At 69.5% G+C, this 23934-nt stretch carries 24 protein-coding genes; 11 read left to right on the forward strand and 13 right to left on the reverse strand.

Features of this window, described 5'->3' with window-relative positions; translation table 11 throughout:
- Window positions 1–83 precede the first annotated feature (83 nt).
- From WFJ97_RS03685 to WFJ97_RS03695, 3 genes are all read left to right on the forward strand, one after another.
- On the forward strand, window positions 84–497 hold the full coding sequence (locus WFJ97_RS03685; RefSeq protein WP_336640508.1) for a thioredoxin family protein: 414 nt from the start codon (window positions 84–86) through the stop codon (window positions 495–497).
- A 19-nt stretch (window positions 498–516) separates the two neighbouring features.
- A complete protein-coding gene (locus WFJ97_RS03690) occupies window positions 517–1092 on the forward strand; it encodes a DUF4395 domain-containing protein (RefSeq protein ID WP_336640509.1) in 576 nt (191 codons plus the stop codon).
- 81 nt (window positions 1093–1173) lie between these two features.
- The gene (locus WFJ97_RS03695; RefSeq protein WP_247632384.1) at window positions 1174–1599 is read left to right on the forward strand and encodes an OsmC family peroxiredoxin; all 426 of its coding nucleotides are present in this window, start codon (window positions 1174–1176) and stop codon (window positions 1597–1599) included.
- Window positions 1600–1610: 11 nt separating this feature from the next.
- Here WFJ97_RS03695 and WFJ97_RS03700 read toward each other — a convergent pair whose 3' ends face one another.
- The 6 genes from WFJ97_RS03700 to WFJ97_RS03725 all read right to left on the reverse strand — a co-directional run bounded on the left by WFJ97_RS03700 (window position 1611) and on the right by WFJ97_RS03725 (window position 9248).
- Window positions 1611–2048 (reverse strand): hypothetical protein, encoded by a 438-nt coding sequence (locus tag WFJ97_RS03700; RefSeq protein ID WP_247956004.1) that lies wholly within the window; start codon window positions 2046–2048, stop codon window positions 1611–1613.
- Window positions 2045–2785, reverse strand: coding sequence for a 4-hydroxy-tetrahydrodipicolinate reductase (gene dapB / locus WFJ97_RS03705; RefSeq protein WP_247622715.1), 741 nt, complete (start codon window positions 2783–2785; stop codon window positions 2045–2047). Before dapB ends, WFJ97_RS03700 begins: the two co-directional genes overlap by 4 nt.
- A 63-nt stretch (window positions 2786–2848) precedes the next feature.
- Window positions 2849–3451, reverse strand: coding sequence for a histidine phosphatase family protein (locus WFJ97_RS03710; protein ID WP_247622716.1), 603 nt, complete (start codon window positions 3449–3451; stop codon window positions 2849–2851).
- A gap of 80 nt (window positions 3452–3531) precedes the next feature.
- Entirely contained in the window at window positions 3532–4560 is a 1029-nt protein-coding gene (locus tag WFJ97_RS03715; protein ID WP_247622717.1) for an aldo/keto reductase, read from the reverse strand.
- Between the two features lie 214 nt (window positions 4561–4774).
- Window positions 4775–7051 (reverse strand): polyribonucleotide nucleotidyltransferase, encoded by a 2277-nt coding sequence (locus WFJ97_RS03720; protein ID WP_247632386.1) that lies wholly within the window; start codon window positions 7049–7051, stop codon window positions 4775–4777.
- A 265-nt stretch (window positions 7052–7316) separates the two neighbouring features.
- Window positions 7317–9248: a GDSL-type esterase/lipase family protein gene (locus WFJ97_RS03725; RefSeq protein WP_336640510.1), complete on the reverse strand. Its 1932-nt coding sequence runs from the start codon at window positions 9246–9248 to the stop codon at window positions 7317–7319.
- Between the two features lie 155 nt (window positions 9249–9403).
- On the opposite strand from WFJ97_RS03725, the gene WFJ97_RS03730 reads away from it, so the two are divergent.
- Both WFJ97_RS03730 and WFJ97_RS03735 read left to right on the forward strand, forming a co-directional pair.
- Window positions 9404–10015, forward strand: coding sequence for a DedA family protein (locus WFJ97_RS03730; RefSeq protein WP_336640511.1), 612 nt, complete (start codon window positions 9404–9406; stop codon window positions 10013–10015).
- 10 nt (window positions 10016–10025) lie between these two features.
- Window positions 10026–10205 carry a DUF5302 domain-containing protein gene (locus tag WFJ97_RS03735; RefSeq protein ID WP_247622721.1) on the forward strand — a complete coding sequence of 60 codons (180 nt, stop codon included), beginning with the start codon at window positions 10026–10028 and terminating at the stop codon, window positions 10203–10205.
- A 59-nt stretch (window positions 10206–10264) separates the two neighbouring features.
- On the opposite strand, the gene WFJ97_RS03740 is transcribed toward WFJ97_RS03735, so the two are convergent.
- Window positions 10265–11704 (reverse strand): cation:dicarboxylate symporter family transporter, encoded by a 1440-nt coding sequence (locus WFJ97_RS03740; RefSeq protein WP_336640512.1) that lies wholly within the window; start codon window positions 11702–11704, stop codon window positions 10265–10267.
- 139 nt (window positions 11705–11843) lie between these two features.
- On the opposite strand from WFJ97_RS03740, the gene WFJ97_RS03745 reads away from it, so the two are divergent.
- The 3 genes from WFJ97_RS03745 to WFJ97_RS03755 are packed head-to-tail and all read left to right on the forward strand — an operon-like array spanning window position 11844 to window position 13809.
- The gene (locus tag WFJ97_RS03745; protein ID WP_336640513.1) at window positions 11844–12473 is read left to right on the forward strand and encodes a hypothetical protein; all 630 of its coding nucleotides are present in this window, start codon (window positions 11844–11846) and stop codon (window positions 12471–12473) included.
- Window positions 12474–12481: 8 nt separating this feature from the next.
- Window positions 12482–13123, forward strand: coding sequence for a sensor histidine kinase (locus WFJ97_RS03750; protein ID WP_336640514.1), 642 nt, complete (start codon window positions 12482–12484; stop codon window positions 13121–13123).
- Window positions 13120–13809 carry a response regulator gene (locus tag WFJ97_RS03755; RefSeq protein ID WP_336640515.1) on the forward strand — a complete coding sequence of 230 codons (690 nt, stop codon included), beginning with the start codon at window positions 13120–13122 and terminating at the stop codon, window positions 13807–13809. Before WFJ97_RS03750 ends, WFJ97_RS03755 begins: the two co-directional genes overlap by 4 nt.
- Before the next feature lie 37 nt (window positions 13810–13846).
- Here WFJ97_RS03755 and WFJ97_RS03760 read toward each other — a convergent pair whose 3' ends face one another.
- Genes WFJ97_RS03760 through WFJ97_RS03770 form a run of 3 tightly spaced genes read right to left on the reverse strand, consistent with a single transcriptional unit; the run spans window position 13847 to window position 17125 of the window.
- Window positions 13847–15199 carry an FAD-binding oxidoreductase gene (locus tag WFJ97_RS03760; RefSeq protein ID WP_336640516.1) on the reverse strand — a complete coding sequence of 451 codons (1353 nt, stop codon included), beginning with the start codon at window positions 15197–15199 and terminating at the stop codon, window positions 13847–13849.
- Between the two features lie 53 nt (window positions 15200–15252).
- The gene (locus tag WFJ97_RS03765) at window positions 15253–15897 is read right to left on the reverse strand and encodes an FMN reductase (protein ID WP_336640517.1); all 645 of its coding nucleotides are present in this window, start codon (window positions 15895–15897) and stop codon (window positions 15253–15255) included.
- Window position 15898: 1 nt separating this feature from the next.
- On the reverse strand, window positions 15899–17125 hold the full coding sequence (locus tag WFJ97_RS03770) for an LLM class flavin-dependent oxidoreductase (protein WP_336640518.1): 1227 nt from the start codon (window positions 17123–17125) through the stop codon (window positions 15899–15901).
- A 111-nt stretch (window positions 17126–17236) separates the two neighbouring features.
- Between WFJ97_RS03770 and WFJ97_RS03775 the strand changes: the two genes are divergently transcribed.
- On the forward strand, window positions 17237–18373 hold the full coding sequence (locus WFJ97_RS03775) for an acyltransferase family protein (RefSeq protein ID WP_247622728.1): 1137 nt from the start codon (window positions 17237–17239) through the stop codon (window positions 18371–18373).
- 10 nt (window positions 18374–18383) lie between these two features.
- On the forward strand, window positions 18384–19247 hold the full coding sequence (locus WFJ97_RS03780; RefSeq protein ID WP_336640519.1) for a serine hydrolase domain-containing protein: 864 nt from the start codon (window positions 18384–18386) through the stop codon (window positions 19245–19247).
- 28 nt (window positions 19248–19275) lie between these two features.
- Here WFJ97_RS03780 and efeB read toward each other — a convergent pair whose 3' ends face one another.
- The 3 genes from efeB to efeU are packed head-to-tail and all read right to left on the reverse strand — an operon-like array spanning window position 19276 to window position 22806.
- A complete protein-coding gene (efeB, locus tag WFJ97_RS03785) occupies window positions 19276–20589 on the reverse strand; it encodes an iron uptake transporter deferrochelatase/peroxidase subunit (RefSeq protein ID WP_442928377.1) in 1314 nt (437 codons plus the stop codon).
- 34 nt (window positions 20590–20623) lie between these two features.
- Window positions 20624–21856, reverse strand: coding sequence for an iron uptake system protein EfeO (gene efeO / locus WFJ97_RS03790; RefSeq protein ID WP_247632397.1), 1233 nt, complete (start codon window positions 21854–21856; stop codon window positions 20624–20626).
- The gene (gene efeU / locus WFJ97_RS03795; RefSeq protein WP_336640520.1) at window positions 21853–22806 is read right to left on the reverse strand and encodes an iron uptake transporter permease EfeU; all 954 of its coding nucleotides are present in this window, start codon (window positions 22804–22806) and stop codon (window positions 21853–21855) included. Before efeU ends, efeO begins: the two co-directional genes overlap by 4 nt.
- Window positions 22807–22928: 122 nt before the next feature.
- Between efeU and WFJ97_RS03800 the strand changes: the two genes are divergently transcribed.
- Entirely contained in the window at window positions 22929–23933 is a 1005-nt protein-coding gene (locus WFJ97_RS03800) for an isopenicillin N synthase family dioxygenase (RefSeq protein ID WP_336640521.1), read from the forward strand.
- The last annotated feature ends 1 nt before the right edge of the window (window position 23934 follow it).

The raw sequence follows: 23934 nt of genomic DNA on the forward strand, positions 1-23934 counted from the left end.
ACGGGCGGAGGTGCATCCGCCCGCTGCCGTCATCGTCGGACACATCGGCCCCTCCATCCGCACCCGCGCCGTACCCTCGATGCATGTCTCCCGTCGTCGCCCTCGCGATCCTCGCCGCGCTCGTGGCGTTCTCGGTCGTGATCGGCGCAGTCGCGAAGCGTCGGGACGGACGCCGCAGGGCGGGCGGAGCGCTGCGATTCGATGCACAGGATGCCGTTCCCGCCGAGCTCGGATCGAAAGCCACGCTCGTGCAGTTCAGCACCGAGATGTGCGCACGCTGCCCCCAGGTGCGCCGGATGCTGCGCTCGTATGCGGAGGAGGGCGACGGCCTCCGTCATATCGAGGTCGACCTCACCCACCGCCCCGACCTCTCCTCGCGCTATCACGTGCTCCAGACGCCGACCACGTTCCTCGTGGACGAGTCCGGTGCCGTGCGTTCCCGATTCCACGGCGTGCCGCAGCGACGCGCCCTCACCGAAGCCCTCGCCTCCCTCTGAGACGACGTCAGGAGCACCCATGCCCTCTCCCGCCGGCATCGATCCCCGCGGTCCGCGTTTCGCCGCGACCATCACGTCCGTCCTGCTACTGATCGCGACGTTCCTCGGACTCACCGGACTCGCGACGGCTCGGGGCGTGGCGACCTTCGGGTGGTTCGCCTACCAGCCTCTCTCCGACTCGACGTTCACGTCCGGCAGCCAATGGGTGATCGCGGATGCACCGGTCTCGGATCGCGCACTCGATCCCGCTTTCCTTCTCACCGTGGTGATCGCGCTGCTCTTCCTCTGGAGCATCCTCTCCCCCGCGACCGCCCCGTGGGGAGTGCTCTTCCGCCGCGCGATCCGTCCGCGTCTCGCGCCCCCGACCGAGCTCGAAGACCCCCGTCCGCCGCGTTTCGCGCAGGGAGTCGGCCTGTTCGTCGTGACCGTCGGCCTCGTCCTCCAGCTCGCCGGTGTCCCCTGGGCGCTCCCGATCGCCACCGCCGCCGCGTTCATCGCCGCGTTCCTGAACGCCGCCATCGGCCTGTGCCTCGGCTGCCAGCTGTACCTGCTGCTCCAGCGCGCGGGACTTCTCGGACGCACGCGCACGGCCTGACACGTTCCCCCGGAGAGCGCCGCTCGCTAGGCTGGCGACGACGCGACGCTGCGCATCTGCAGTGCGAGAACCGGAGGAATCATGCCCGTCACCAGCGAAGCGACCACCACCTGGACCGGATCACTGGCGGAGGGCTCCGGCACCGTCGCGTTCTCGTCGTCGAAGCTCGGCACCTTCCCCATCGACTGGAAGGCACGCAGTGAGGGCAGCGACACCACCACGACCCCGGAGGAGCTCATCGCCGCCGCGCACGCGTCGTGCTTCAGCATGGCCCTGGCTCACGCGCTGAGCGAGAACGGCACCCCGCCGGAGCGCGTGAACGCGAGCGCATCCGTCACCTTCAAGCCGGGCGTCGGCATCACCGGCAGCCACCTCAACGTCAACGCGGTGGTGCCCGGGCTCTCCCCCGAGGCGTTCCAGGAGATCGCCGAAGGGGCGAAGTCCGGATGCCCGGTCTCCCAGGCGCTCGCGGGCATCGACATCACCCTCGAAGCCACTCTGGCCTGAGCCGGCGGCGGTCAGCCGCGCGAGAGCCTGATCGCCTCGCGGATGCTCGCGCGGGCGTCCTTGCGTCGCCCCGCGGCATCCTGCACCACACCCAGCCGGAATCGCGCGCGCCACTCCTCCGGAGCGGCCTCCGCCGCGGCGGTGTATCGCTCGATCAGCGGGTCGGCATCCGCCCGGGCGATGCGTCCGCTCGGGGTCAGCTCCGTCTCCGCCTCCGGCATCCCGCCTTCGGCATCGAGCGTGCGCCCGAGCCGGTCCGCGGCGAAGCCGAACTGCATCTCGCGGATCAGTGCCCAGGCGCCGATCAACGGCATGACGAGCAGCGCGACGCCGATCGCGATCGCGATCGGCTCGCCGGTGCCGAGCATCAGCACGGCGCGATAGCCCACCACGACGATGTAGAGCGCGAGGCACAGGGCCATCACTCCGACGCCGATGCGGGAGATCATGAGCGGATGCCGATGTCGATCATGTTCTCGAGACCGACGACGACCCCCGTCGCGTCCCGAGCGAACGGAACCGCGAGGCGGATGCCGGGGGCATAGGCGAGGGCGGGCTCGACGGTGTCGTGCGTGAACGTCAGCGACTCGCCGGGGCCCGCGAGCACCACCTCCTGCTTCGCGATGACGCCGGGACGACGGAGCGAGTGGATCGGGACACTGCCGACCTGCTGACCTCGGGCCCGCTGATCGGCGTGCGGGGCGCTCACCGGCCCCTGCTCGGAACGCGCGGCCGCGATGAGTTCGGCGGTGCGCACGGCAGTGCCGCTGGGCGAATCGATCTTCGTCTCGCGATGCGCCTCGACGATCTCGGCGGAGTCGAAGAACGGTGCCGCCGCAGCGGCGAGAGCGGAACCGAGCACCGAACCGAGCGAGAAGTTGGGGATGAACACCGCGGCGGTCCCTGCGGCTTCGACCAGAGGTCGCACGAGCGCGATGCGCTCGGCCGACCAGCCCGATGTCGCGACGAGCACGTTCTGCCCGTGCTCGACCGCCGAGCGCACGACGTCGATGCTCACCTGGGGCGTCGACGCGTCGATCACCAGGTCGGCACCCACGAGCTCCGACAGGTCGCTCGACGAGGACAGGATGCGGCTCACCTCGAACCCGTCCAGGTCGTCGATGACGGCGTGGATGATCGCCCCGAGCTTGCCGGTCCCGCCGACGATTGCTACCTGCGTGGTCATGGGTACCAGTCTATTTCGGGCACTGCGCGCCACGGCCGGGGGCGCGCGGTAACCGCCGCGGACTCAGACCGGGATCGCGTCCGGAATACCCGTGCGGAGCTCCATGGGCAGATGGCCGGTGTCGTTGTGGTTCAGCAGCGTCCACGGACGGCCCTGCTTCTGCGCGATGACGGTGAGACCGCAGTGGGCCTGATTCAACGTCATCCACCGCCACTCCGGTGCCCCGAGCACTTCGCGCACGAACCACGAGATCACGAAGTTGTGGGTGATGAGCACCTCGTGCACCTCGCCGGTCTTGCGCACGAGGAATTCATTGACGGCGTCGTACATCTGCGCGCCGCCGGCCTCGATCTCCGCGTCGGTGATCGATCCGAAGAACGGCTCGAACGCGGCCGGAGTCTCCTCGGTCATGCCGGTCGGGACGCAGTCGAACAGCAACGAGGTCGGCTTGGGATCGACGGAGGGCAGGCGGGCCGCGATCGCCCGTGCCGTCTCGTTCGCCCGCAGCAGCGGAGAGTGCCAGACGGCATCGAGCGGGAGTCCGCCCAGGCGGTCGGCGATCAATTCGGCTTGGCGCTGTCCACGCGGGGAAAGGGGTCCGTCGGCCAGGCCGTGCTCGGCATCCTGATGTTCACCGTGTCTGACCAGATAGATATAGTGCGTCACTACTCGCTCGCTTCATCGCCAGCATCTGCCGGGCTCTCACTCCACCCTATGCCACGCATATGACAGTCGTGTGAAGCCGCTCAGGTGCCCGCTCGCGCGAGATCGGCGAGCTGCGCGCGCGACAGGGCGACGCCCGCCCCCTGCATGAGCTCGTCGACGTGCTCGGCGGCGAAGGTGTTGACGATCGGCGCGACGATCGACCTCTGGGCGAGCAACCAGGCGATCGAGACGGCGGCGACCGGCACGCTCAGCTCCTCCGCGATCTGATCGAGCGCGCGGAGGATGCGAATGCCGCGACGGTTGAGGTTGCCCCGCAGCTGCTCGCCCCGCACTCCGCGGGAGGCGACGGACTTGTTCCGGTGGCGGCCCGAGAGGAATCCGTGCTCGAGCGCGTGCGACGGGGTCACCGCGAGGTTCTGCGCACCGGCGACGAGGCGGAGATCACCTTCGAACGACTGGCGGCGGATCAAGTTGTACGGAGCGTCGACGACCTCGATGCGCGGATAGCCCGCCGACGCGAGGATGCGCGCCTCGACCAGACGCTCCGGAGCGAATCCGAACGCGCCGACGGCCGCCACCTTGCCGGCGTCGACCAGCCACTCCACGGTCGCGAGGGTGTCTTCGAGATTCGTCGTGGCGTCGAGAGTGGCATCGAGGTAGAGCACGTCGATGCGTTCGGTGCCCAACCGCGTCAGCGACCCCTCGACCGCGCGCACGAGGTTGACCGACCCGAGCCCCGGGTTGTCCGCGTGCGCACCGATGCGCGCGCTCAGCACGACCTCGTCGCGCAGCCCGCGGGACCGCAACCACTGACCGATGATGTGCTCGCTGCGACCGCCCGAGAACCCGTCGGCGGTGTGCACGGCGTTGCCGCCGAACTCGATGTAACGATCGAGGATGCCGTGGCTCGTCTCGAGATCGACGTTCCACCCGAACTCGGCGGCGCCGAGCATGAGCGGGAATGTCTCGAGCCCGGTCTCACCGAGCGGGACGCGGATGGTCTCGCCTACCCCCGGACCCACGATCGGGATCGGGGCGGAAGGATGCTCCGCACCCTGCGCGAGCGCGCGATCATCCGGGGCCCCTGCGCCTACGCCGAACAATCGCATACTCTCACCCCCACGTCGATCGGTGCGATCCGATCTTCGTACCTGCATTCATGCACCCCCCGGTGCGTACTTCGAGGGTATGCGAAACCGGCGAACTCGCCGACCAATCCGCGGAACGGCGGGCAAACTTCCCATAACAGTTCGATCACGAGAACGACGAGGGCCCGATGCCCTCCCCTGCGGGAAGGCACCGGGCCTCGTCGTACGGAGCCGACTACTCGGCCGCGGCCTCCTCGGCCGGAGCGGCGTCGGCCGCGGGGGCCTCGTCGATCACGGGCTCGAGAGAGAGCTTGCCGCGGTCGTCGATCTTCGTGATCTTCACGAGGATCTTCTGACCGACCGAGAGCACGTCGTCGACGTTCTCGACGCGCTTGCCACCGGCGAGCTTGCGCACCTCGGTGACGTGCAGCAGGCCGTCCTTGCCGGGCAGCAGCGAGACGAACGCACCGAAGGTGGCGATCTTCACGACGGTGCCGAGGAACTGCTCGCCGACCTCCGGGTTGGTCGGGTTGGCGATCGCGTTGACCTGAGCGCGGGCGGCCTCGGCCGAGGGGCCGTCGGTCGCGCCGATGTAGACGGTGCCGTCCTCCTCGATGGAGATCTGCGCGCCGGTCTCGTCCTGGATCGCGTTGATCGTCTTGCCCTTCGGGCCGATCAGCTCGCCGATCTTGTCGACCGGGATCTGGACGCTGATGACGCGCGGTGCGGTCGGCGCCATCTCGTCGGGCGCGTCGATCGCGGCGTTGAGGACGTTGAGGATCGTCAGACGCGCGTCGCGCGCCTGGGTCAGCGCGCCCGCGAGCACCGACGACGGGATGCCGTCGAGCTTCGTGTCGAGCTGGATCGCCGTGACGAACTCGCTGGTACCGGCGACCTTGAAGTCCATGTCGCCGAGCGCGTCCTCCGCACCGAGGATGTCGGTGAGGGCGGCGTAGCGGGTCTCACCGTCGACCTCGTCGGAGACGAGACCCATCGCGATACCGGCGACGGGGGCGCGCAGCGGCACACCCGCGTTCAGCAGCGAGAGGGTCGACGCGCAGACGGAGCCCATCGACGTCGAACCGTTGGAGCTGAGCGCCTCCGAGACCTGACGGATCGCGTAGGGGAACTCCTCGCGGCTCGGCAGCACCGGCACGAGTGCACGCTCGGCGAGGAAGCCGTGCCCGATCTCGCGACGCTTCGGCGAACCCACGCGGCCGGTCTCACCGGTCGAGTAGGGCGGGAAGTTGTAGTGGTGCATGTAGCGCTTGCTCGTCGTGGGCGACAGCGAGTCGATCTGCTGCTCCATCTTGAGCATGTTCAGCGTGGTGACGCCCATGATCTGGGTCTCGCCGCGCTGGAAGATCGCGGAGCCGTGCACGCGCGGGATGACCTGCACCTCGGCGTCGAGCGGACGGATGTCGGCCAGGCCGCGACCGTCGATGCGGACGCTCTCGGTGAGGATGCGACCGCGGACGATCTTCTTCGTGACCGACTTGTACGCACCCGAAAACTCGAGGGGTGCGCCAGCGGGCAGCTCACCAGCCTCAGTCGCCGCGATGAGCTCCGCCTTGACGCGGTCCTTGATCGCATCGTCGGCGTTCTGGCGCTCGGTCTTGTCGGCGATCTGGTAGACGTTCACCAGCTCGTCGTACGCACGACCCGCGACGAAGTCGTAGACCTCGCTCGAGTACGGCGGGAAGACCGGGTACACGCCCGGCTCCTTGGACGCGGTGGCGGCGAGCTCGGCCTGAGCCTTGACGAGCTGCGCGATGAACGGCTTCGAGGCCTCGAGGCCCTGGGCGACGACGGCCTCGTCGGGCTTGGTGGCGCCCGCCTTGATGAGGTTCCAGCTGCCCTCGGTCGCCTCGGCCTCGACCATCATGATCGCGACGTCTTCGGTGCCGTCGGCCTTGGTGACCACGCGACCGGCGACGATGAGGTCGAACACGGCCTCGCTGACCTGCTCGGCCGTCGGGAACGCGACCCACTGGTCGGCGTGCTCGCCCTGGCCGGGGATGAACGCCAGGCGCACACCGGCGACGGGGCCGGAGAACGGGAGACCCGAGATCTGCGTCGACGCGGATGCCGCGTTGATCGCGAGAGCGTCGTAGAACTCTCCCGGAGCGATCGAGAGGACCGTGATGACGATCTGGACCTCGTTGCGCAGACCGTCGACGAACGACGGACGCAGCGGACGGTCGATCAGACGGCAGACCAGGATCGCCTCGGTGGAGGGACGACCCTCGCGACGGAAGAACGAGCCGGGGATCTTGCCGGCGGCGTAGGAGCGCTCCTCGACGTCGACCGTCAGCGGGAAGAAGTCGAAGCCCTCACGCGGGTGCTTGCCGGCGCTGGTGGCCGAGAGGAGCATGGTCTCGCCGTCGAGGTACGCGGCGACTGCGCCCTGAGCCTGCTGCGCGAGGCGGCCGGTCTCGAAGCGGATGGTACGGGTGCCGAAGCGGCCGTTGTCGAGAACGGCCTCGGTGGCGGTGATTTCAGGACCTTCCAAGAGGTCTCTCCTTCTTTGTTTAGACTCGCGAATCCGTGTGACGCGCGAGCGTGTTCATGAAGGAGCGGAACGGCAGGATAAGGGCGCGCGAGCACTCTCGCGAATGTCGCCTGCGCTGGCCACCAGTAGAAAGCCACCCGACATGACGTCTGCCGAGGAACCCACCACAGGGGACCAGCTCCTCCGCCGATCGCTCCATGAGTCGATGTGAAGTTGTCCGGCCGACACAGGTCAGCCTCCCCAACCCTACCAGGGACGCCCGATTTCACCCCCGCCCCGCCGGTACGCCGCGCTGCGCCGTCGAGCGCCCCAGGTAGACGTAGTCGTCGTGCTTCGCGACACGGCCGTCGCCGGCTGCACGGCCGTGCAGCCGCCGCCACACCCAGGGCAGGGCATGGCGGGACCACCACAGTCCGGTACCGATGTCGATCTGCTCGTGCAGGGAGGCGTCGAGGGCGCCGAGGGCCTCGGCGTGCGGAACCCCGAGGATCTCGCCCGCGCGATACGCCAGGAAGCGGTGACCACTGCTGCTGAGGTGCACGAGGTCCTCCCCCCAGTGCTCGCGCTCGCGCAGCGCCGGGTGGAGGTCGGTGTCGATCAGTACCGAGCCCGTACGCGCGGCGATGCCGCCGAGCGCCGTGGCGAACGCCGCGAACCGGGCCGTGTAGATCGCCGCCGCACGCCGCCCCGGCAGGAACGGCGTCACGAGGACGACCGTGGCTCCCGTCGCCCGCAGACGCACGATCGCACGCTCGAGCTCCGCGGCGAGCGCGGGGATGTCGACGCGGTGCTTCACCAGGTCGTTGGCACCGATGAGCACGGAGACCAGGTCGGGACGGAGTTGCAGGGCGCGGTCCAGCTGAGGGCCGCACACATCGGCGACCCGCTTGGAGCGGATGGCGAGATTGGCGTAGTGGAGCCCTCCCCGCGAGGCCAGCAGGAGGGCGAGGCGGTCGGCCCATCCGCGCAGCGCGCCGTCGGGGGCGGGATCGCACAACCCCTCGGTGAGGGAGTCGCCGAGGGCGATGTACCTCTGCCACCGTGCGGGGACGACGGGCAGGGGCGTCTCGGGTCGGATGCTGCGGCGAGCGCGGAGCGAGGTGTCGACCCGCTTCAACGTGCGGGCCTCGTCGAAGTGCTCGAGGAGTCGTCCGCACACGCTGTCCCAGGAACGCTCCTGCACCGCGTCGTGGCCGGCTTCACCGAACGCCCGGCGTTTGCGGGCGTCGCCCGCCAGGTCGGCCACCCGCATCCGCAGGTCGTCGAGGTCTCCCGGGCGGTAGAGCCATCCGTCGATCCCCATCCGGACGAGGTCGAGGGGCCCGCCGCGACCGGTGGCCACCACGGGCACACCGCTCGCGTGCGCTTCCTGCAACGTCTGTCCGAAGGTCTCGCTCTCCCCGGGATGCACGAAGACATCGAACGAGGCGACGGCGGTGGCGAGCGCATCGCCGTCGAGGTGACCGAGGAAGACGGCATCCGGCAGCATCGCCTGCAGGCGCGCTCTGCTCGGTCCGTCTCCGACGATGACGAGGCGCGCGCCGGGGAGGGAACGCAGCGCGACGAGGTCCTCGACCTGCTTCTCCGGGGCGAGGCGGCCCACGTACCCGATGATGACCTCCGCACCCCATCGGGCGCGCAGACTCTCATCACGGCGCGCCGGCTGGAAGCGTTCCGCGTCGACGCCTCTCCCCCACCGGCGGATCCGGTCGACGCCGAGGTGCTCGAGTTGCCGGGCGGAATCCGACGAGGGGGCGAGGGTCAGCGTCGCGCGCCGATGGAGCCGGGCGATGTGCGTCTGTGCGATCCCCGTCGTCGCGGCGACGCGATAGCGCTCGGTGTAGGCCGCGACGTCGGTCTGGTAGGCCGCGACCGACGCCACCTCGAGCCGTTCTGCGGCGAGCACGCCCCGCCATCCCAGCGCGAACGGTGACGCCAGGTGCACGACGTCCGGGCGGAAGCGCCGGAGGGAGACCGCCAGGCGCGAGGCCGGCGAGGTGCCGACGCGGACGTTGCGGTACCCCGGGAGTGCGAGGCTCGGGATCGCCTCGATCGGGGCACCGTGCAGGTCCTGCGGCATGCCGTTCGCGGCGGGGGCGATGACGTGGGCATCGTGCCCGTGTCGTTCGAGGTGACGCAGGATCTGCAGGACGGATCCGGTCACACCGTTCATGTGCGGAAGGAAGGACTCTGTCACGATCGCGACTCTCACACCCCCAGGATGGAGGCAGCGATCGACGGTCGAGGCCGATTCGCGGGGCGCGCACCAGATGTTCACCGGATGCACGAAAGCCCGTCACCGGCTATCCGGATTTCAGTTGCCGTTCACCGCCGGAGGGCACCGTTGAGGACGTGCCCACCGATCTCCTCGCCGATGTACTCGCCGGCCCCTGGGCGCTCGCGGTCATGTGCCTCCTCGTGTTCGGTGACGCCTTCCTGGTGGTGATCCCCGGAGAGGTCGCGGTGACGGCTCTGGGGGCGGCATCCGTCTCGACGGGCGCTCCCCCGCTCTGGGCCGTCATCGCCTGCGCCGCAGCTGCGGCGGCTCTCGGCGACATCGCGTGCTACCTGATCGGGCGCTTCGTCGGAACCGAACGCTGGGGGTGGATGCGCGCGCCGCGCGTCCGACGGGCGCTCGACTGGGCCCGCCGCAGACTGGACGGCGGGATGGCCACGGTTCTCTTCACCGCACGGTTCGTTCCGTTCGCCCGTCTCGCGATCAACCTCGTCGCCGGAGCGTCCCGCGTGCATCCTCCGCGCTATCTCGCCCTGGTCGCCGTGGCAGCACTCGGATGGGCCGTGTACCAGGCATCGGTCGGCGCAGCCGTCGCCGCGCTCCTTCCGGGCGGACCGATCGTGGCGGTCCCCGTGTCTGTCGCGGTGGCGATCGGTCTCGGTCTGCTCATCGATCTCATCACGCGCCGCAGCAGGCGAGACCTCCCGGACGAGACGCCGGTGGCCTAGGCTGGCGGACATGAGCACCGAAGAAGGCGCCACCTCCTCCTCCGAGGAGATGAAGCGCAAGTTCAAGGAAGCGCTCGAGAAGAAGAACGCGCAGCACCGCCAGGGCGAGTCCCACCTGGATGGCGATTCCGCCGTCCACGGCGGTGCGGCCCCGCAGACGCGGCGCGAGTTCCGACGCAAGAGCGGTTGACCACCGATGCGGGAGCCGACATGTCCGTCGGCTCCCGCATCCTTCATCCGGTGTTCGAGTCAGCTCTGCAGCGCACGCCGACGCGCGCGCTCCTCCTTCGCCGACATCTCGTCGAGCGCGGATTCCTTGAGCTCGTGCACGTCAGCAGCCTCGCTGCCGTCGGACATCCCGTGGTCGTCGACCCCGTCCAGCAGTGATTCGTCGAACGGCAGGTCGCCCCTGAGCACCCGACCGACCCGATCGCGATCGATCTGCTTGGTCCACGTGCCGATCAGGAGCGTCGCGACCGCGTTGCCGGTGAAGTTGGTGAGAGCGCGTCCTTCGGACATGAACCGGTCGATGCCGACGATCACGCCCACGCCGTCGACGAGATCGGGACGGTAGGCCTGCAGTCCCCCTGCCAGCGTCGCGAGTCCCGCGCCGGTGACCCCGGCCGCTCCCTTGCTCGCGATGATCATGAAGACCAGCAGACCGATCTGCTCGCCAATCGACATCGGCTGCCCCATGCCGGTCGCGATGAACAGCGAGGCCATGGTGAGGTAGATGGCCGTTCCGTCGAGGTTGAACGAGTAACCGGTGGGAACGGTGATGCCGACGACGGGCTTCGACACCCCGACGTGCTCCATCTTCGCGATCAGCCGCGGAAGGGCCGACTCCGACGACGACGTGCCGACGATCAGCAGGTACTCCCTGCCCAGGTACTTCATCAACCGGAAGATGTTGACCCGCGTCACGGCGTAGAGCAGAACGCCCAGGATCACGACGATGAACAGGATGCACGTGATGTAGAACGCCACCATCAGGATGCCGAGGCTCCAGATCGCCGAGATGCCCGTCTTGCCGACGACCGCGGCGATCGCTCCGAACGCGCCGAGTGGTGCCAGCCAGAGGATCATCCCGAGAATGCGGAAAACGACCTTCTGAAGGTTCTTGACCGCGTCCATGATCGGTGCGCCGCGGTCGCCCAACCCCTGCAGCGCGAAGCCCGTGAGCAGCGCGATGAAGAGCACCTGCAGCACGCTCTCTCCGGTGAACGCCGAGAAGAACGTCGCCGGGATGATCCCGAGGATGAAGTCCTGGGTGCTCTTCGCCTCCGCAGTGTCGGCGTCGTACGTCGCGCCGGCCATGTCGAGGCCCGATCCCGGGTGGATGAGGTTGCCGACGACCAGCCCGATGGCCAGGGCGAAGGTCGACATCACCATGAAGTACAGCAGCGCGAGTCCGCCGATCTTCCCGACCGTCGCGGCCTTGGCGATCGACCCGACCCCGACGACGATCGTGCAGAAGATGATCGGGGCGATCATCATCTTGATCAGCGCCACGAATCCCTTGCCGAGCGGCTCGAAGCTCTGCCAGACCTCGGGCCAGATCAGCCCGACGAGTGCGCCGAGCACGACCGCGATGATCACCGACACGTAGAGCCAGGTGTGACGGTCCCAGGACTGCTTGCCGCGCCTCCAGTGGAAGCCGGGCAGACTGAATCCGGTGGTGATGGCCATTGTTCCTCCTCGGAGATGAACGTCGTCGTTCGGGACCGGCGTCGTCGCCGGCGGTGTGCCCACGTTCGCCGACTTCCCGCGACGGCACCATTTGTGGTCGTATTGGTCACATTCGCCACCGCAGACGAAGGGAGACGCGATGTCGCACGCCCGCACCGACCGGAGCGCGGCCTCGCGCGTGTTCCTCGTCCTGCTGGTGTCCGCCGTCGTCATCGGCGCCCTGGTGGCGCTGTTCCTGGTCGTCGAGGCGCAGCGCGCCACGCGTGCGGAGGCCGAGCGGGTGACCGCGTCCACCGCCGTCGCGCTCGCCGCGTCACCGCTCGTCTCGTCGTCGCTCGCGGACGCGGACCGGGAGCGCGCGACGCGCACGCTCGAACCGTACGCCCTGGAAGTCATCGACGCCGCGGGCCTCGACTTCATCACGATCATGACGGCCGCCGGCCTCCGCGTGACCCATCCCGACCTCGACGAGATCGGGAAGCCCTACCTCGGCACCATCCCCGATCGCCCGCAGCCTCTCACCGAGGAGTTCACCGGCACACTGGGCCCCTCGGTCCGCACCATCGTCCCGGTGACGGGCGCGGACGGGCGTCTCCTCGGCTGGGTGGCCGCGGGCGTCACCACAGAGACCATCAGCGAACGCTGCTGCGACGCCTGCCCCTCTCCCTCGGCATCACCGCCGCACTCGTGGCGGCCGGGGCACTCGGCGCCTGGGCGGCACGGCGGATCACTCGACGGATCGCCGGGGATCTGCCTCCGGGTCAGGTGAGAGACGCCGTGTCGTCCTACGAGTCGATCCGTACCCTCGGCGACGCGCTGCGCGCTCAGACACATGAGCACGGCAACCGCATGCACACCGCTGTCGCGCTTCTCGAACTGGGGCGCATCGACGAGGCCATCGAGATCCTCACCGAGACCTCGCGGCAGAGCCAGTCGCTGGTGGACCAGGTCACCGCCCGCCGGCACGGCGACCCCACCGTCGGAGCACTGCTGCTCGGCAAGGCCTCCCAGGCGAAGGAGCGCGGAATCGACTGGCGCATGACCATCGCGCCCGATACTCCGCCGACGCCGCTGTCGCCCGTCGACAGCGTGTCGGTCCTGGGCAACCTGATCGACAACGCGATGGATGCCGTGACGGATGCCGACGACAGATGGGTGTCGGTCACGCTGCGTCGCTCGCCAAGCGACGGGATCGAGCTCGACGTGGCCGACAGCGGCCCCGGTGTCCCCCCTCCGCTGCGCGACGAGATCTTCGCCTCCGGATTCTCGACGAAGGAAGCGGGCGCCGCAGGGCGAGGGGTCGGGTTGGCGCTCGTGCGGGCTCTCGTGCTCGATGCCGGTGGTCGGATCGAAGTCCGCGACGATCCGACCACCTTCCACGTGACCCTTCCGGCTGCGCGTGGGCGGGGCAGGCGATGATCCGTGTGCTGCTCGTCGACGACGATGCCCTCACGCTCGAGCTTCATCGGAACTACATCGACCGGCTCGATGGGTTCGTCGTCGCCGGGGAGTGCACCGGAGCACGCGCCGCGGTGCGGGCGATCCTGGACCGCGCGAACGGCGACGGATTCGACCTCGTGCTCCTCGACGTGACGATGCCCGACGGCTCCGGACTCGATGTGCTGCGCACCCTCCGCGTCCGCTCCGCCGCCGTCGACGTGATCGCGATCACCGCGGTGCGTGACGCCGACACGGTCCGTCAGATGGCGGCGCTCGGTGTCTTCCAGTACCTCGTCAAACCGTTCTCGTTCTCCGTCTTCCAGGAGCGACTGGCGCAGTACCGCGCGCATCGCACGCAGGCGCGGGCGACGGACGGAGAAGCGACCCAGGCCGAGATCGACGCGCTGCTGGGGAGGTCGACCGGGAGCATTCCCCTGCCGAAGGGCCTCTCACCCTCCTCTCTGGATCGGGTGACGGCCGCGCTGCGCCGCAGCGGACCGCTCTCGGCGACCGAGGCTGCGGCCGAGCTGGGGATGTCGCGCGTCGCCGTTCGGAGGTACCTCGAACACCTCGCCGCTGAGGGCCTCGCCGACCGCGGGGCACGCTATGGCGCCCGCGGTCGCCCGGAGACCGAGTACACGTGGCGACGAGGCGACGGAACCTGAGCCCACGCGTGCACCGGCTGCCGTGCATGCGGGGCGCTCAGCGCGGAAGACGTCCGTGGTGGAGGAGGCCATCCGGGTCGAACCGCTCCCGCACCGCACGCAGGCGTGCGAGCGCCTCGCCGGTCGCCGCCCCGGCGAGCGTCTGCCCGGGCGTGAGGAAGGTGGGAACCGTGCGCTCGGCGGATGCCGGGGCGACGATCTCGCGGAAACGCGCGAGGCTCGCATCACCGGGCTGAACCGGAGCGCCCGGGAACAGCGGAGCGAGCGCGTACACGAGCCATCCGGCCGATTCGAGACCGGCGAATCCCGCGCGCCGCGGTGTTGCCAGCGCCCCTCCGAGCATGCGGAACTCGATTCCGATCACCGGCCACTGGTCGTCGTGCCGATGGAACGAGAGGAGCGCATCGATCGTGTCGTCGTCGAGACTGGCCAGCGCCGCCGAGGCACCACGGCTCGGCGTGGGCTCGGTCGGTTCCCCCGACTGCGCAGCGATGGTGACGGGAGAGGTCTCCCCCACCGCCTCTCGCTGCACGGGCGCGACGCTCCGTAGGCGCTCGAGCAGATCATCGGCCGGGCCCGCGGTCGAGATGAGCTGCACCGTCACGAAGCTCTTGCCGCGAATCGCTTCGGGCAGCTGCGGCGCGTCGGGCATGCGGGTCGACGTGACCGACGCGTTCAGCGTCGGCGGTGCGATCGGGGCCAGGTCGCGCACACCGCGGAGGACCGCCTCGGCATCCGCGACGTCGAAGACCAGCGTCGCGCCCCAGACGGCGGGGGCGGGCACCAGATCGATCTCGAGCGCCGTGACGATGCCGACGACCCCGCCCGCGCCGCGCAGTGCCCACATGAAATCGGTGTCGCTCCCGTCGTCGACGCGCTCGTGGCGCCCGTCGGGGCGCAGCACCCACGCGGCACGCAGGTTGTCGGACCCGAGACCCGCCGTGCGGCTGAACAGGGAGTGACCGCCGCCGAGCGTGTAACCGGCCACGGTGACGACCGGGCTGCTCCCCGCCGGAGCGACCCATCCCGAGCCCTCGAGCGCCTCGATCACGCGCCCCCACCGCACACCGGCACCGACGACGGCGGTCCCTGCGGCCGTGTCGATGTCGAGCATGTCGAAGTCGGCCATGCGCACCAGGATCGCCCCGGTCACATCGCTCCCCGCCCCGTGACCGCCGGGCTGCACCGCGAGGGGCATCCCGGTCTCGCGAGCCGCGACGAGCAGCGCCCGGAGATCGTCGACGTCTCGAGGATTCGCCACCAGCGCGGGGTGCTGATCGATCGAGAGGTTCCACGGCGCTCGTGCGGCGTCGAAACCGGCATCGTCGGGCAGCAGCATCCGCCCCGCGAACGAACGACGGAGGGCGGCGATTGCTTCGGAGGCTGACATGACGCCACCGTACGATGCCCCACGGACATTGTCGATGGCGTCATGCCCCGCGCTCACTCGCCGGCGAGGCCTCCGAGCATGTGCCCGAACGAGCGTCCCTCGCCGAGGTAGGTCGCGGGGTCGAACGGATCGGTCGCGACCGCTGCCTCCCGGCGAGCGATGACGTCGGCCAGCTCGCGCGCACCCTTCTCGACGCGCTTGGCGAGCGGGGCGACGTCGTCACCCGCGCCGCCCCAGTCGCTCGAGGCCGCGAAGACGCCGGTCGAGACCGCGTCGGCGTGGAGGTAGGCGAAGAGCGGCCGGATGGCGTAGTCGATCGCGAGCGAGTGACGGGCCGTGCCCGCATTCGCACCGATGAGCACCGGCTTTCCCGTGAGCGCGTCGGGGTCGAGCACGTCGATGAACGACTTGAAGAGTCCCGAGTAGCTCGTCGAGAAGATCGGCGTCACCGCGATGAGGGCGTCCGCCGAGACGACCGTGTTGATCGCGGTCTCGAGGGCGGGAGGAGCGAACCCCGTGAGCAGGTTGTTCGTGATGTCGTGCGCGTAGTCGCGCAGTTCGATCACGTCGACCGTCGCATCGATCTCGCGAGCGGCGAGTTCTCTCACGGTCTCGGCTGCGAGACGATCCGCGAGCATCCGTGTGGACGACGGGTTCGAGAGTCCGGCCGAGACGACGGCGATCCGACGCGAGGTCATCTCACGCCTCCTTGCGGCCGAGGCCGAACGACGCACCGGCGGGGGCCGGCGTGTCCTGGTAGGGGCTGTCGCCGGTGAGGTTGTCTCCGCGGTTCGCGCCCGGGCGGGCCTGGCGGGTGGGTCCGTCGCCGAACTCCGCCTTCACTCGCGCGGCGTGCGTCGGAGCATCCGGCACCGATTCCGGACGGTTCTCCGCCAGCTCCTTGCGCAGGACGGGCACGACCTCGCCACCCAGGATGTCGAGCTGCTCGAGGACGGTCTTGAGCGGGAGACCCGCGTGGTCCATCAGGAACAGCTGACGCTGGTAGTCGCCGTAGTGGTCGCGCATGCCGGCGTAGCGGTCGATGACCTGCTGCGGCGATCCGACCGTGAGCGGAGTCATCTCGGTGAAGTCCTCCATGCTCGGACCGTGACCGTAGACCGGTGCATTGTCGAAGTAGGGGCGGAACTGGTTCACCGCGTCCTGCGACTTGGCCGCCATGAAGACCTGTCCGCCGAGACCGACGATCGCCTGCTCGGGCGTGCCGTGGCCGTAGTGGGCGTAGCGCTGGCGGTACAGCTCGATCAGGCGCTGGTAGTGCTCCTTGGGCCAGAAGATGTTGTTCGCGAAGAAGCCGTCGCCGTAGTACGCGGCCTGCTCGGCGATCTCCGGCGTGCGGATCGATCCGTGCCACACGAACGGCGCGATGCCGTCGAGCGGGCGCGGGGTGGAGGTGAAGCCCTGCAGCGGCGTGCGGAACTTGCCCTCCCAGTCGACGACGTCCTCGCGCCACAGCTTGTGCAGCAGCGCGTAGTTCTCGATCGCGAGGGGCAGACCCTGGCGGATGTCCTGGCCGAACCAGGGGTAGACGGGGCCGGTGTTACCGCGCCCGAGCATGAGGTCCATCCGACCGTCGGACACGTGCTGGAGCATCGCGTACTCCTCGGCGATGCGCACGGGGTCATTGGTCGTGATGAGCGTCGTCGAGGTGGAGACGATGAGGCGCTCGGTCTGCGCCGCGAGGGCGGCGAGGAACGTGGTGGGGCTGGACGACCAGAACGGAGGGTTGTGGTGCTCGCCGACGGCGAAGACGTCGAGGCCGACCTCTTCGGCGTGCTTCGCGATCGCCAGCGTCGCCCTGATGCGCTCCTGCTCGCTCGGCGTCACTCCGGTGGTGGGGTCGCGCGTGATGTCGCTCACCGACATGATGCCGAACTGCATCGCGGGTGCCCCTGACTGCTCGCTCATGATTTCTCTCCAACTTCTCCGAACCCGATGATTGCACCCGGTTCTATTCACTTGAATGTATATGAGTCAACGCGATCGCACCAACTTTATTCCCGGCGGTAGCCTCGGAGGATGAGCACCACCGGAGCGGACTCCACACCGCCGGCGACAGGAACCACTCCGCGCCCCCGACGCCGCGTCCCGTTCTGGGACAACGCACGCTACGCCTGCATCGTGCTGGTGGTGCTGGGCCACGCGATCCAGCGTCTCATCTACGACTCCGACATCGCGTTCGCCTTCTACCTCGCCCTCTACGCCTTCCACATGCCGGCGTTCGCGATCATCTCGGGATACTTCTCGAAGTCGGGCTCGCCGACCAAGACGCAGATGGCTCGGGTGATCACCGACATCCTCCTGCCGTACATCATCTTCGAGACGCTCTGGACGCTCACGAAGTGGCTCGTCGAGGGCCAGGCGAACCCCAATCCGACGCAGCCGTCCTGGACCCTCTGGTTCCTCCTCGCCCTCGGGATCTTCCGCCTCGTCCTCCCCTACCTCGCGCTGCTGCGCTGGCCGCTGCTCTGGACCGTCGCGATCTCGATCGGCGTGGGCTACCTCCCCAACATCGACAGCACCTTCTCGCTCTCGCGCACCCTCGGCCTCCTGCCGTTCTTCACCCTCGGCTGGTGGCTGCGCGAACGGGACGTCGTAGCCCGTCTGCGCCTGCTCGACTTCCGCCCGTGGTGGATCAGGGTCGTCGCGGTCGCCGTGCTCGCGGGCACCGGGTGGGCGGCCTGGAACTGGCTCCCGTTCTGGCAGGAGTTCGATCTGCGCCACTGGCTCTTCTACGAGGACTCCTACGCCGACCTCGGGCTCGGCGGCGAGCAGTGGTGGGCCGGCGGTGTGCGCATCGCGCTGATGCTGCTCGCAGTGCTGCTGTGCGCGGCGTTCTTCGCGCTGATCCCCCGCGGCACGTACTGGTGGACCACTTTCGGCCAGTACACGATGTACGTCTTCCTTCTGCACTCCTTCGTTCTCTACCCGTTCCGCGAGTCCGGCATCCTGCGCGACCTCGAACCCACCTGGATCTGGCTGCCGCTCGTCACACTGCTCTCGGTCGTCGTCGCGCTCGCGCTGGCCACGAAGCCCGTCCGACGGGTGTTCCGCCCCCTCGTCGAGCCGCGACCGAAGTGGCTCTTCCGCGACCCCGAACTGACCTCCCGCGAGGGACGGCGCAACGACCCGACCGGCTCGCGACGGCCGCGATAGCCTGGACGACGTGACCCGAGCCTCGACCCTCCGCGACCGCATCGTCGATGAGATCGAGACCGACGGGTTCGGCGCCCTCGGTCTGCACGTCCTCGTCGGTGACGAGACCGCCGAGCATCGCTGGGCGCCCGACGACCGGATCGACATCCAGTCGGTCGCCAAGGGCGTGTGCGTGCTCGCCGCAGGCATCGCCGCCGACGAAGGGTTGATCTCCGTCGACGCACCCGTGGCGGCCTCCCTTCCCGGATGGGAGCTCGGCGCCGGGGTCGAGGAGGTCACGCTGCGCGACCTGCTCACCATGTCGAGCGGAATCGATCTCCCGTGGTCGGAGACGATGATGACGGACTGGCCCGACCTCGCGGCGGAGTTCCTCCGCCGACCGACGCCCGGACGCGCCTTCCAGTACTCGAACGCGAGCACGTACACGGCGATGCGCGTGCTCGCCGAGCACGTGGGCGACGTGCACGCCTACCTCGAACCGCGCCTGTTCGCGCCGCTCGGCATCGTCGACACGGAGTGGGAGCACTGCCCGAACGGCCGGATCGTCGCCGGTGGCGGACTCTTCCTGCGCACCGAGGAGATGGCCCGGATCGGACGCCTCATCCGAGATCGTGGAGAGTGGCAGGGGCACCGCCTGATCGACGCGCACTGGATCGACCGGATGCATTCCGAGTGGGTCGCGTGCGGCCAGAACCCCGGCTACGAGAGGTACGCCCTGGCCGGGTGGGACGGGCCGGGCGCGGGATGGCGCCTGCACGGCGCACACGGGCAGTTGTTGATCTTCGCCGGCGACGCCGTCGTCACGATCACCGCCGAGGATCACTTCGGGGCGGATGCCGCCACCGCCGCGATCATGCGCATGATCGCGGAGTGACCCGCTCCGCCGCTCGCCGGGCGGCGGATCAGGCGAAGAGTTCCGCCCCGATGTACGACCCCGCGGTCGCCCCGCGTGGGATCGCCCAGATCCCCGAGCCGACGTGGCGCAGGTACTCGTTCATGAGGTCGGTCGACAGCCGGCGCTGCAGCGTGATGAACTGCGCGGGGTCGCGCTGGTACGACAGGAAGAAGAGCCCGGCGTCCAGCCGTCCGAGGTCGTTGTTCCCGTCGACGTAGTTGTAGCCGCGCCGCAGGATCCGGATGCCGTCGTTCTGGTCGGGGTGGGCGAGCCGCACGTGCGCGTTGGCGTCGATCGCGGATCCGGAGAAGTCGGGCTCGGTGAGTTCGGTGCCCCCGGAGAGCGGCGCACCCTCCCCCTTGTCCCTTCCGATGATCGTGTCCTGCTCCGACAGCCGCACGCGATCCCAGGTCTCGATGAGCATCGCGATCTTGCGGGCGACGAGGTAGGACCCGCCCGCCATCCAGGCCGGTTCGTCGGAGTCCGCGACCCAGACGTGGGCGTCGAGCGCGGCGGTGTCGTCGGCGAGGATGTTCGCGGTGCCGTCCTTGAATCCGAAGAGATTGCGCGGAGTGGCTTGCGCCGCTGTCGTGCGCGAGGTCTTGCCGAAGCCCAGTTGCGACCAGCGCAGACGCGCGCGGCCGAAGGCGATGCGGCTGAGGTTGCGGATGGCGTGCACGGCCACCTGGGGATCGTCGGCGCAGGCCTGGATGCAGAGGTCCCCGTGCGACGCCTGCGGGTCGAGGTCGTCGCCGAGGAAGGCCGGCAGCCGTTCGAGAGCGGCGGGACGGGACGCGGCGATCCCGTACCGGTCGCCGTCTTCGTTCTCGAACAGACCGGGACCGAAGCCGATCGTGATCGTGAGCCCGGAAGCAGGGAGGCCCTGCGCCTCGCCGGTATCGTCCGGCGGCTCCTCCGCCGACCCGCCGACCGCTCCCGTCGCGCTGACGTCGAGGCCCTGGGTCATGCGCGATGCCGCGTACGTCCAGTCCTGCAGGAGTGAGACGAGATCGTCGCGATCCGTGCGCGGCATCATGTCGAACGACGCGAAATGCAGGTGATCCTGCACCGGCGTCGTGATCCCCGCCTGATGCTCCCCGAAGAAGTCATAGGCGGCGAGGGCGTCCTCGGCGGCCCGTGCGCGCCCGAGGGCGACGCCGCCGGACAGCCCGGCGCCCGCACCGACGGCCAGGCCCGCGACTCCTCCGCCGATCGCCAGGCCGAGCAGGCCCCGGCGGCTGAGGCCGGTCGGCGCGGATGCCGCGGCCACCGCCTCGTCGGAGGACGAGTCGGCCGGGGCATCCGCTCCTGTGTCGTTCACGTGCGTGATCGTACCCTTCCGTCGATCCCGGTGCTCAGTCGAGAACCGTGCCGGTGAGCTGCGAGAGCGGCTCGGCGAGCGCGTTGATGAGGTCGGTGAACTCGCGCTTGTCGGCATCCGTGAGTTCGGAGTACCCGACGAAGCCGTCGGTCAGCGAGCCGTGCGCCGCGAGCGATTCCTCGAGCGCCGCGTAGCCGGACTCGATCTCCGCGACGAGCGCGGCCCCGTCGTCGCCCTGCGCCTCGGCGAAGTCCTGCACCAGCGAGAACGCCATCTTCGATCCCTCGACGTTCGCGGCGAAGTCGTAGAGGTCGGTGCCCGACCACCAGTCCTCCTCGCCGGAGATCTTGCCCGTCGCGACCTCGTCGAGCAGCGCGATGGCGCCGTTGGAGATTCCGCCGATCCCCTGATCGTCGAGCGTCTCGGTGAAGTCGTCGGAGTGCACGTAGTCGTACAGCTCCTGCACGTCGGCGAGCAGCAGGTCGCCGAAGTCGGCGCGCTCCTCGGTCGTCGACGGCGCCCAATCCTGCCAGGCCGGCGTCTCGCCGTCCGCGTTCAAGGCGTCCTGCGCGGGAACCCAGAGGTCCTTCTCGATGCGGTGGAAGCCCGTCCAGTCGAGCCCCTCGGCCACGGCGTCGACTTCGCGGTAGTCGATGCGCGGGTCGAGGTCGCCCAGCGCCTCGGCGACCGGCTCGATGCGCTCGTAGAAGGCGCGCGTGAGGGGGAAGAGGCTCCGAGCGGTGTCGTCATCGCCTGCCTCGTATGCGGCGACGAGGTCCTCGACCGCAGGAACGAGCTGGCCGACCTGGTCCTTCACGAAGGCGGCGTAGAGGTCGACGGCCTGCTGCTTCTGCTCGGCGTCGGGACCGTCGACCGTGACGCGCTCACCGGTGACGGTGAACGCCGACTTGCCGACGCCCTCGCCGATCATCCCGGGCTTGCAGAGCGTGAAGTAGTCGCCCGGCTGCGCCACGACGGTCAGGGTGCGCGAGGCGGAGGGCGCGATGTTCTCGACCTCGCCGACGATTCGCAGCCCGTCGTCGGCGAGCAGGTAGAACTCCGAGACCTGACCGCTGTCGTTGGTGACCTCGAACGTCAGGGTGCCGCTCTCGGCCGTGGTGCCCGATACCGAGCAGGCGCTGTCGGTCGATGAGACGTCGAAGGCCGCGCCGGCGGTGACATCGCTCTTCGCGACGCAGCCGCTGAGCACGAGCGCGGCCGCGCCCGTCGCGGCGACGGCGCCGAGGATCCGGTGGGAGGTGGTCATGCTGCTCCTTGCTGTGTGGGTGAGGAAACCGATGCGTCCGCGGCGTTCGACGAGACGAGCGGGGCGGATGCCGAGGGACGACGCGAGCGGAGACCGCGCACGAAGAGGAAGCCGACGACCGCGATGTAGACGGCCCAGGCGGTCACCTGCAGCCAGGTCATCCGCGGCATGAAGCCGACGGTGGCCTGCAGGATGGCGGCCCACGCGCTGCCGGGAGCGATCGCCGACGTCACGTCGAACGCCCACCCGAACGGGAACGCCTGCCAGCCGACGGCCACGGCACCGGTCACCGCATCGATGGGGGCGGCGGCCGTGAACGGTCCGGGGAGCGCCCCGGCCTCCTGCAGATCCATGAACGCGTAGGCGAGCACGCCTCCGGCGACGATCACCAGGAAGCCGCCGGTCCAGGCGAAGAAGCGCCGCAGGTCGAGGCGCACGGCACCGCGCGCGATCAGGGCACCGATCACCACCGCGGCGGCGAGTCCGAGGAGTGCTCCGAGCAGAGCGGAGGGCGCGTCGCCGAACGACTGCACCATCGACCACAGCAGCAGGGTGGTCTCGATCCCCTCGCGGGCGACCGAGACGAAGCCGATCGCGACGAGGGCCCACAGCCCGCCCTGCGTGAGCGCACGGTCGATGCCGCCCTCGAGCGTGGCCTTCATCGTGCGCCCGGCCTTCTGCATCCAGAAGATCATCCACGTCACCATGGCGACCGCGAGCAGCGAGAGCAGCCCGCCGATCAGCTCCTGCGCCACGAAGGTGAGCTCGTACGCCCCGAAGGTCAGGACGGCGCCGATGCCGAGCGCGAGGGCGACCGCGAGGCCGACGCCGCCCCACAGCCGCGGCAGCACGTCACGCCGGCCGAGTCGTCCGAGGTAGGCGACGAGGATGCCGACGACGAGGGCGGCTTCCAGGCCTTCACGGAGGCCGATGAGGAAAGTGGCGAGCACGGAGGGATCTCTCTGCAGAATATTACTGAGGTAAGGCATCCCTTACCTACGAGACTTTAGCACCGCGGTAATCCTCCGCAACACACGCCCGTCCCGGCGCGGCGGCGACGTACTCTCGTGCCATGGCAGAACTCTCGCTCCCGATCCTCGACCTCTCCCAGCTCGACGAGGGACCCGCGGCCGCCGCGCGCTTCCGCGAGGACCTGCGCGCCGCCACGCACGACGTCGGGTTCTTCTACCTCACCGGCACGGGCATCTCCCCCGCCCTCGAGGCACGCCTGCACCGGGCCGCGCTGGACTTCTTCGCACTGCCCGAGGCCGACAAGCTGGCGATCGAGAACGTCAACAGCCCGCACTTCCGCGGGTACACGCGCATCGGTGGCGAGCGGACGCAGGGCAAGGTCGACTGGCGCGAGCAGATCGACATCGGCCCCGAGCGCGACGCGATCGACGGCGGCCCGGCGTTCAACCGCCTCATCGGACCGAACCTCTGGCCCGCCGCGCAGCCCGAGTTGCAGGAGATCGTCGCCGAGTGGCACGCGACCCTCTCGGAGGTCGCGCGCAAGCTCCTGCGCGCGTGGGCCGAGACCCTCGGTGCGGACTCGTCGTACTTCGACGAGCACTTCGGTGAACCCTCCACCCTGATCAAGATCGTCCGCTACCCGGGCACGCATGAGCCGGAACCCCAGCAGGGCGTCGGTGCGCACAAGGACTCCGGTGTGCTCACGCTGCTGTGGGTCGAGCCCGGCAAGGGCGGATTGCAGGTCGAGCGCGACGGCGAGTGGGTCGACGCTCCCCCGGTGCCCGGAGCCTTCGTCGTGAACATCGGCGAGCTCCTCGAGTACGCGACCGGCGGCTATCTCAAGGCCACCAACCACCGCGTCGTCTCTCCGCAGGCGCCGAACGAGCGCATCTCGATCCCGTTCTTCTTCAACCCCGCGCTCGACAAGCGGTTGCCGCTGATCGAGCTCCCCGCCGATCTCGCCGCCGAGGCCACGGGGGTGACCGAGGATCCGAGCAACCCGATCCACGCTCTCTACGGCGAGAACGCGCTCAAGTCGCGGCTGCGCGCACACCCCGACGTCGCGGCGATCCATCATGCCGACCTCGTGGGCGCCAACGCCTGAC

Source organism: Microbacterium sp. USHLN272, from assembly GCF_037149655.1.
Lineage (GTDB): Bacteria > Actinomycetota > Actinomycetes > Actinomycetales > Microbacteriaceae > Microbacterium > Microbacterium galbinum.

What these genes read in the sequence shown, in the direction of transcription:
- WFJ97_RS03760 (WP_336640516.1), bottom strand. Translation starts at nt 15,199, where the DNA reads ATGTCAGCCTCCGAAGCAATCGCCGCCCTCCGTCGTTCGTTCGCGGGG.
- WFJ97_RS03770 (WP_336640518.1), bottom strand. Translation starts at nt 17,125, where the DNA reads ATGAGCGAGCAGTCAGGGGCACCCGCGATGCAGTTCGGCATCATGTCG.
- WFJ97_RS03700 (WP_247956004.1), bottom strand. Translation starts at nt 2,048, where the DNA reads ATGATCTCCCGCATCGGCGTCGGAGTGATGGCCCTGTGCCTCGCGCTC.
- WFJ97_RS03735 (WP_247622721.1), top strand. Translation starts at nt 10,026, where the DNA reads ATGAGCACCGAAGAAGGCGCCACCTCCTCCTCCGAGGAGATGAAGCGC.
- WFJ97_RS03715 (WP_247622717.1), bottom strand. Translation starts at nt 4,560, where the DNA reads ATGCGATTGTTCGGCGTAGGCGCAGGGGCCCCGGATGATCGCGCGCTC.
- dapB (WP_247622715.1), bottom strand. Translation starts at nt 2,785, where the DNA reads ATGACCACGCAGGTAGCAATCGTCGGCGGGACCGGCAAGCTCGGGGCG.
- WFJ97_RS03745 (WP_336640513.1), top strand. Translation starts at nt 11,844, where the DNA reads ATGTCGCACGCCCGCACCGACCGGAGCGCGGCCTCGCGCGTGTTCCTC.
- WFJ97_RS03775 (WP_247622728.1), top strand. Translation starts at nt 17,237, where the DNA reads ATGAGCACCACCGGAGCGGACTCCACACCGCCGGCGACAGGAACCACT.
- WFJ97_RS03690 (WP_336640509.1), top strand. Translation starts at nt 517, where the DNA reads ATGCCCTCTCCCGCCGGCATCGATCCCCGCGGTCCGCGTTTCGCCGCG.
- WFJ97_RS03740 (WP_336640512.1), bottom strand. Translation starts at nt 11,704, where the DNA reads ATGGCCATCACCACCGGATTCAGTCTGCCCGGCTTCCACTGGAGGCGC.
- WFJ97_RS03800 (WP_336640521.1), top strand. Translation starts at nt 22,929, where the DNA reads ATGGCAGAACTCTCGCTCCCGATCCTCGACCTCTCCCAGCTCGACGAG.
- WFJ97_RS03765 (WP_336640517.1), bottom strand. Translation starts at nt 15,897, where the DNA reads ATGACCTCGCGTCGGATCGCCGTCGTCTCGGCCGGACTCTCGAACCCG.
- WFJ97_RS03695 (WP_247632384.1), top strand. Translation starts at nt 1,174, where the DNA reads ATGCCCGTCACCAGCGAAGCGACCACCACCTGGACCGGATCACTGGCG.
- WFJ97_RS03755 (WP_336640515.1), top strand. Translation starts at nt 13,120, where the DNA reads ATGATCCGTGTGCTGCTCGTCGACGACGATGCCCTCACGCTCGAGCTT.
- efeO (WP_247632397.1), bottom strand. Translation starts at nt 21,856, where the DNA reads ATGACCACCTCCCACCGGATCCTCGGCGCCGTCGCCGCGACGGGCGCG.
- WFJ97_RS03685 (WP_336640508.1), top strand. Translation starts at nt 84, where the DNA reads ATGTCTCCCGTCGTCGCCCTCGCGATCCTCGCCGCGCTCGTGGCGTTC.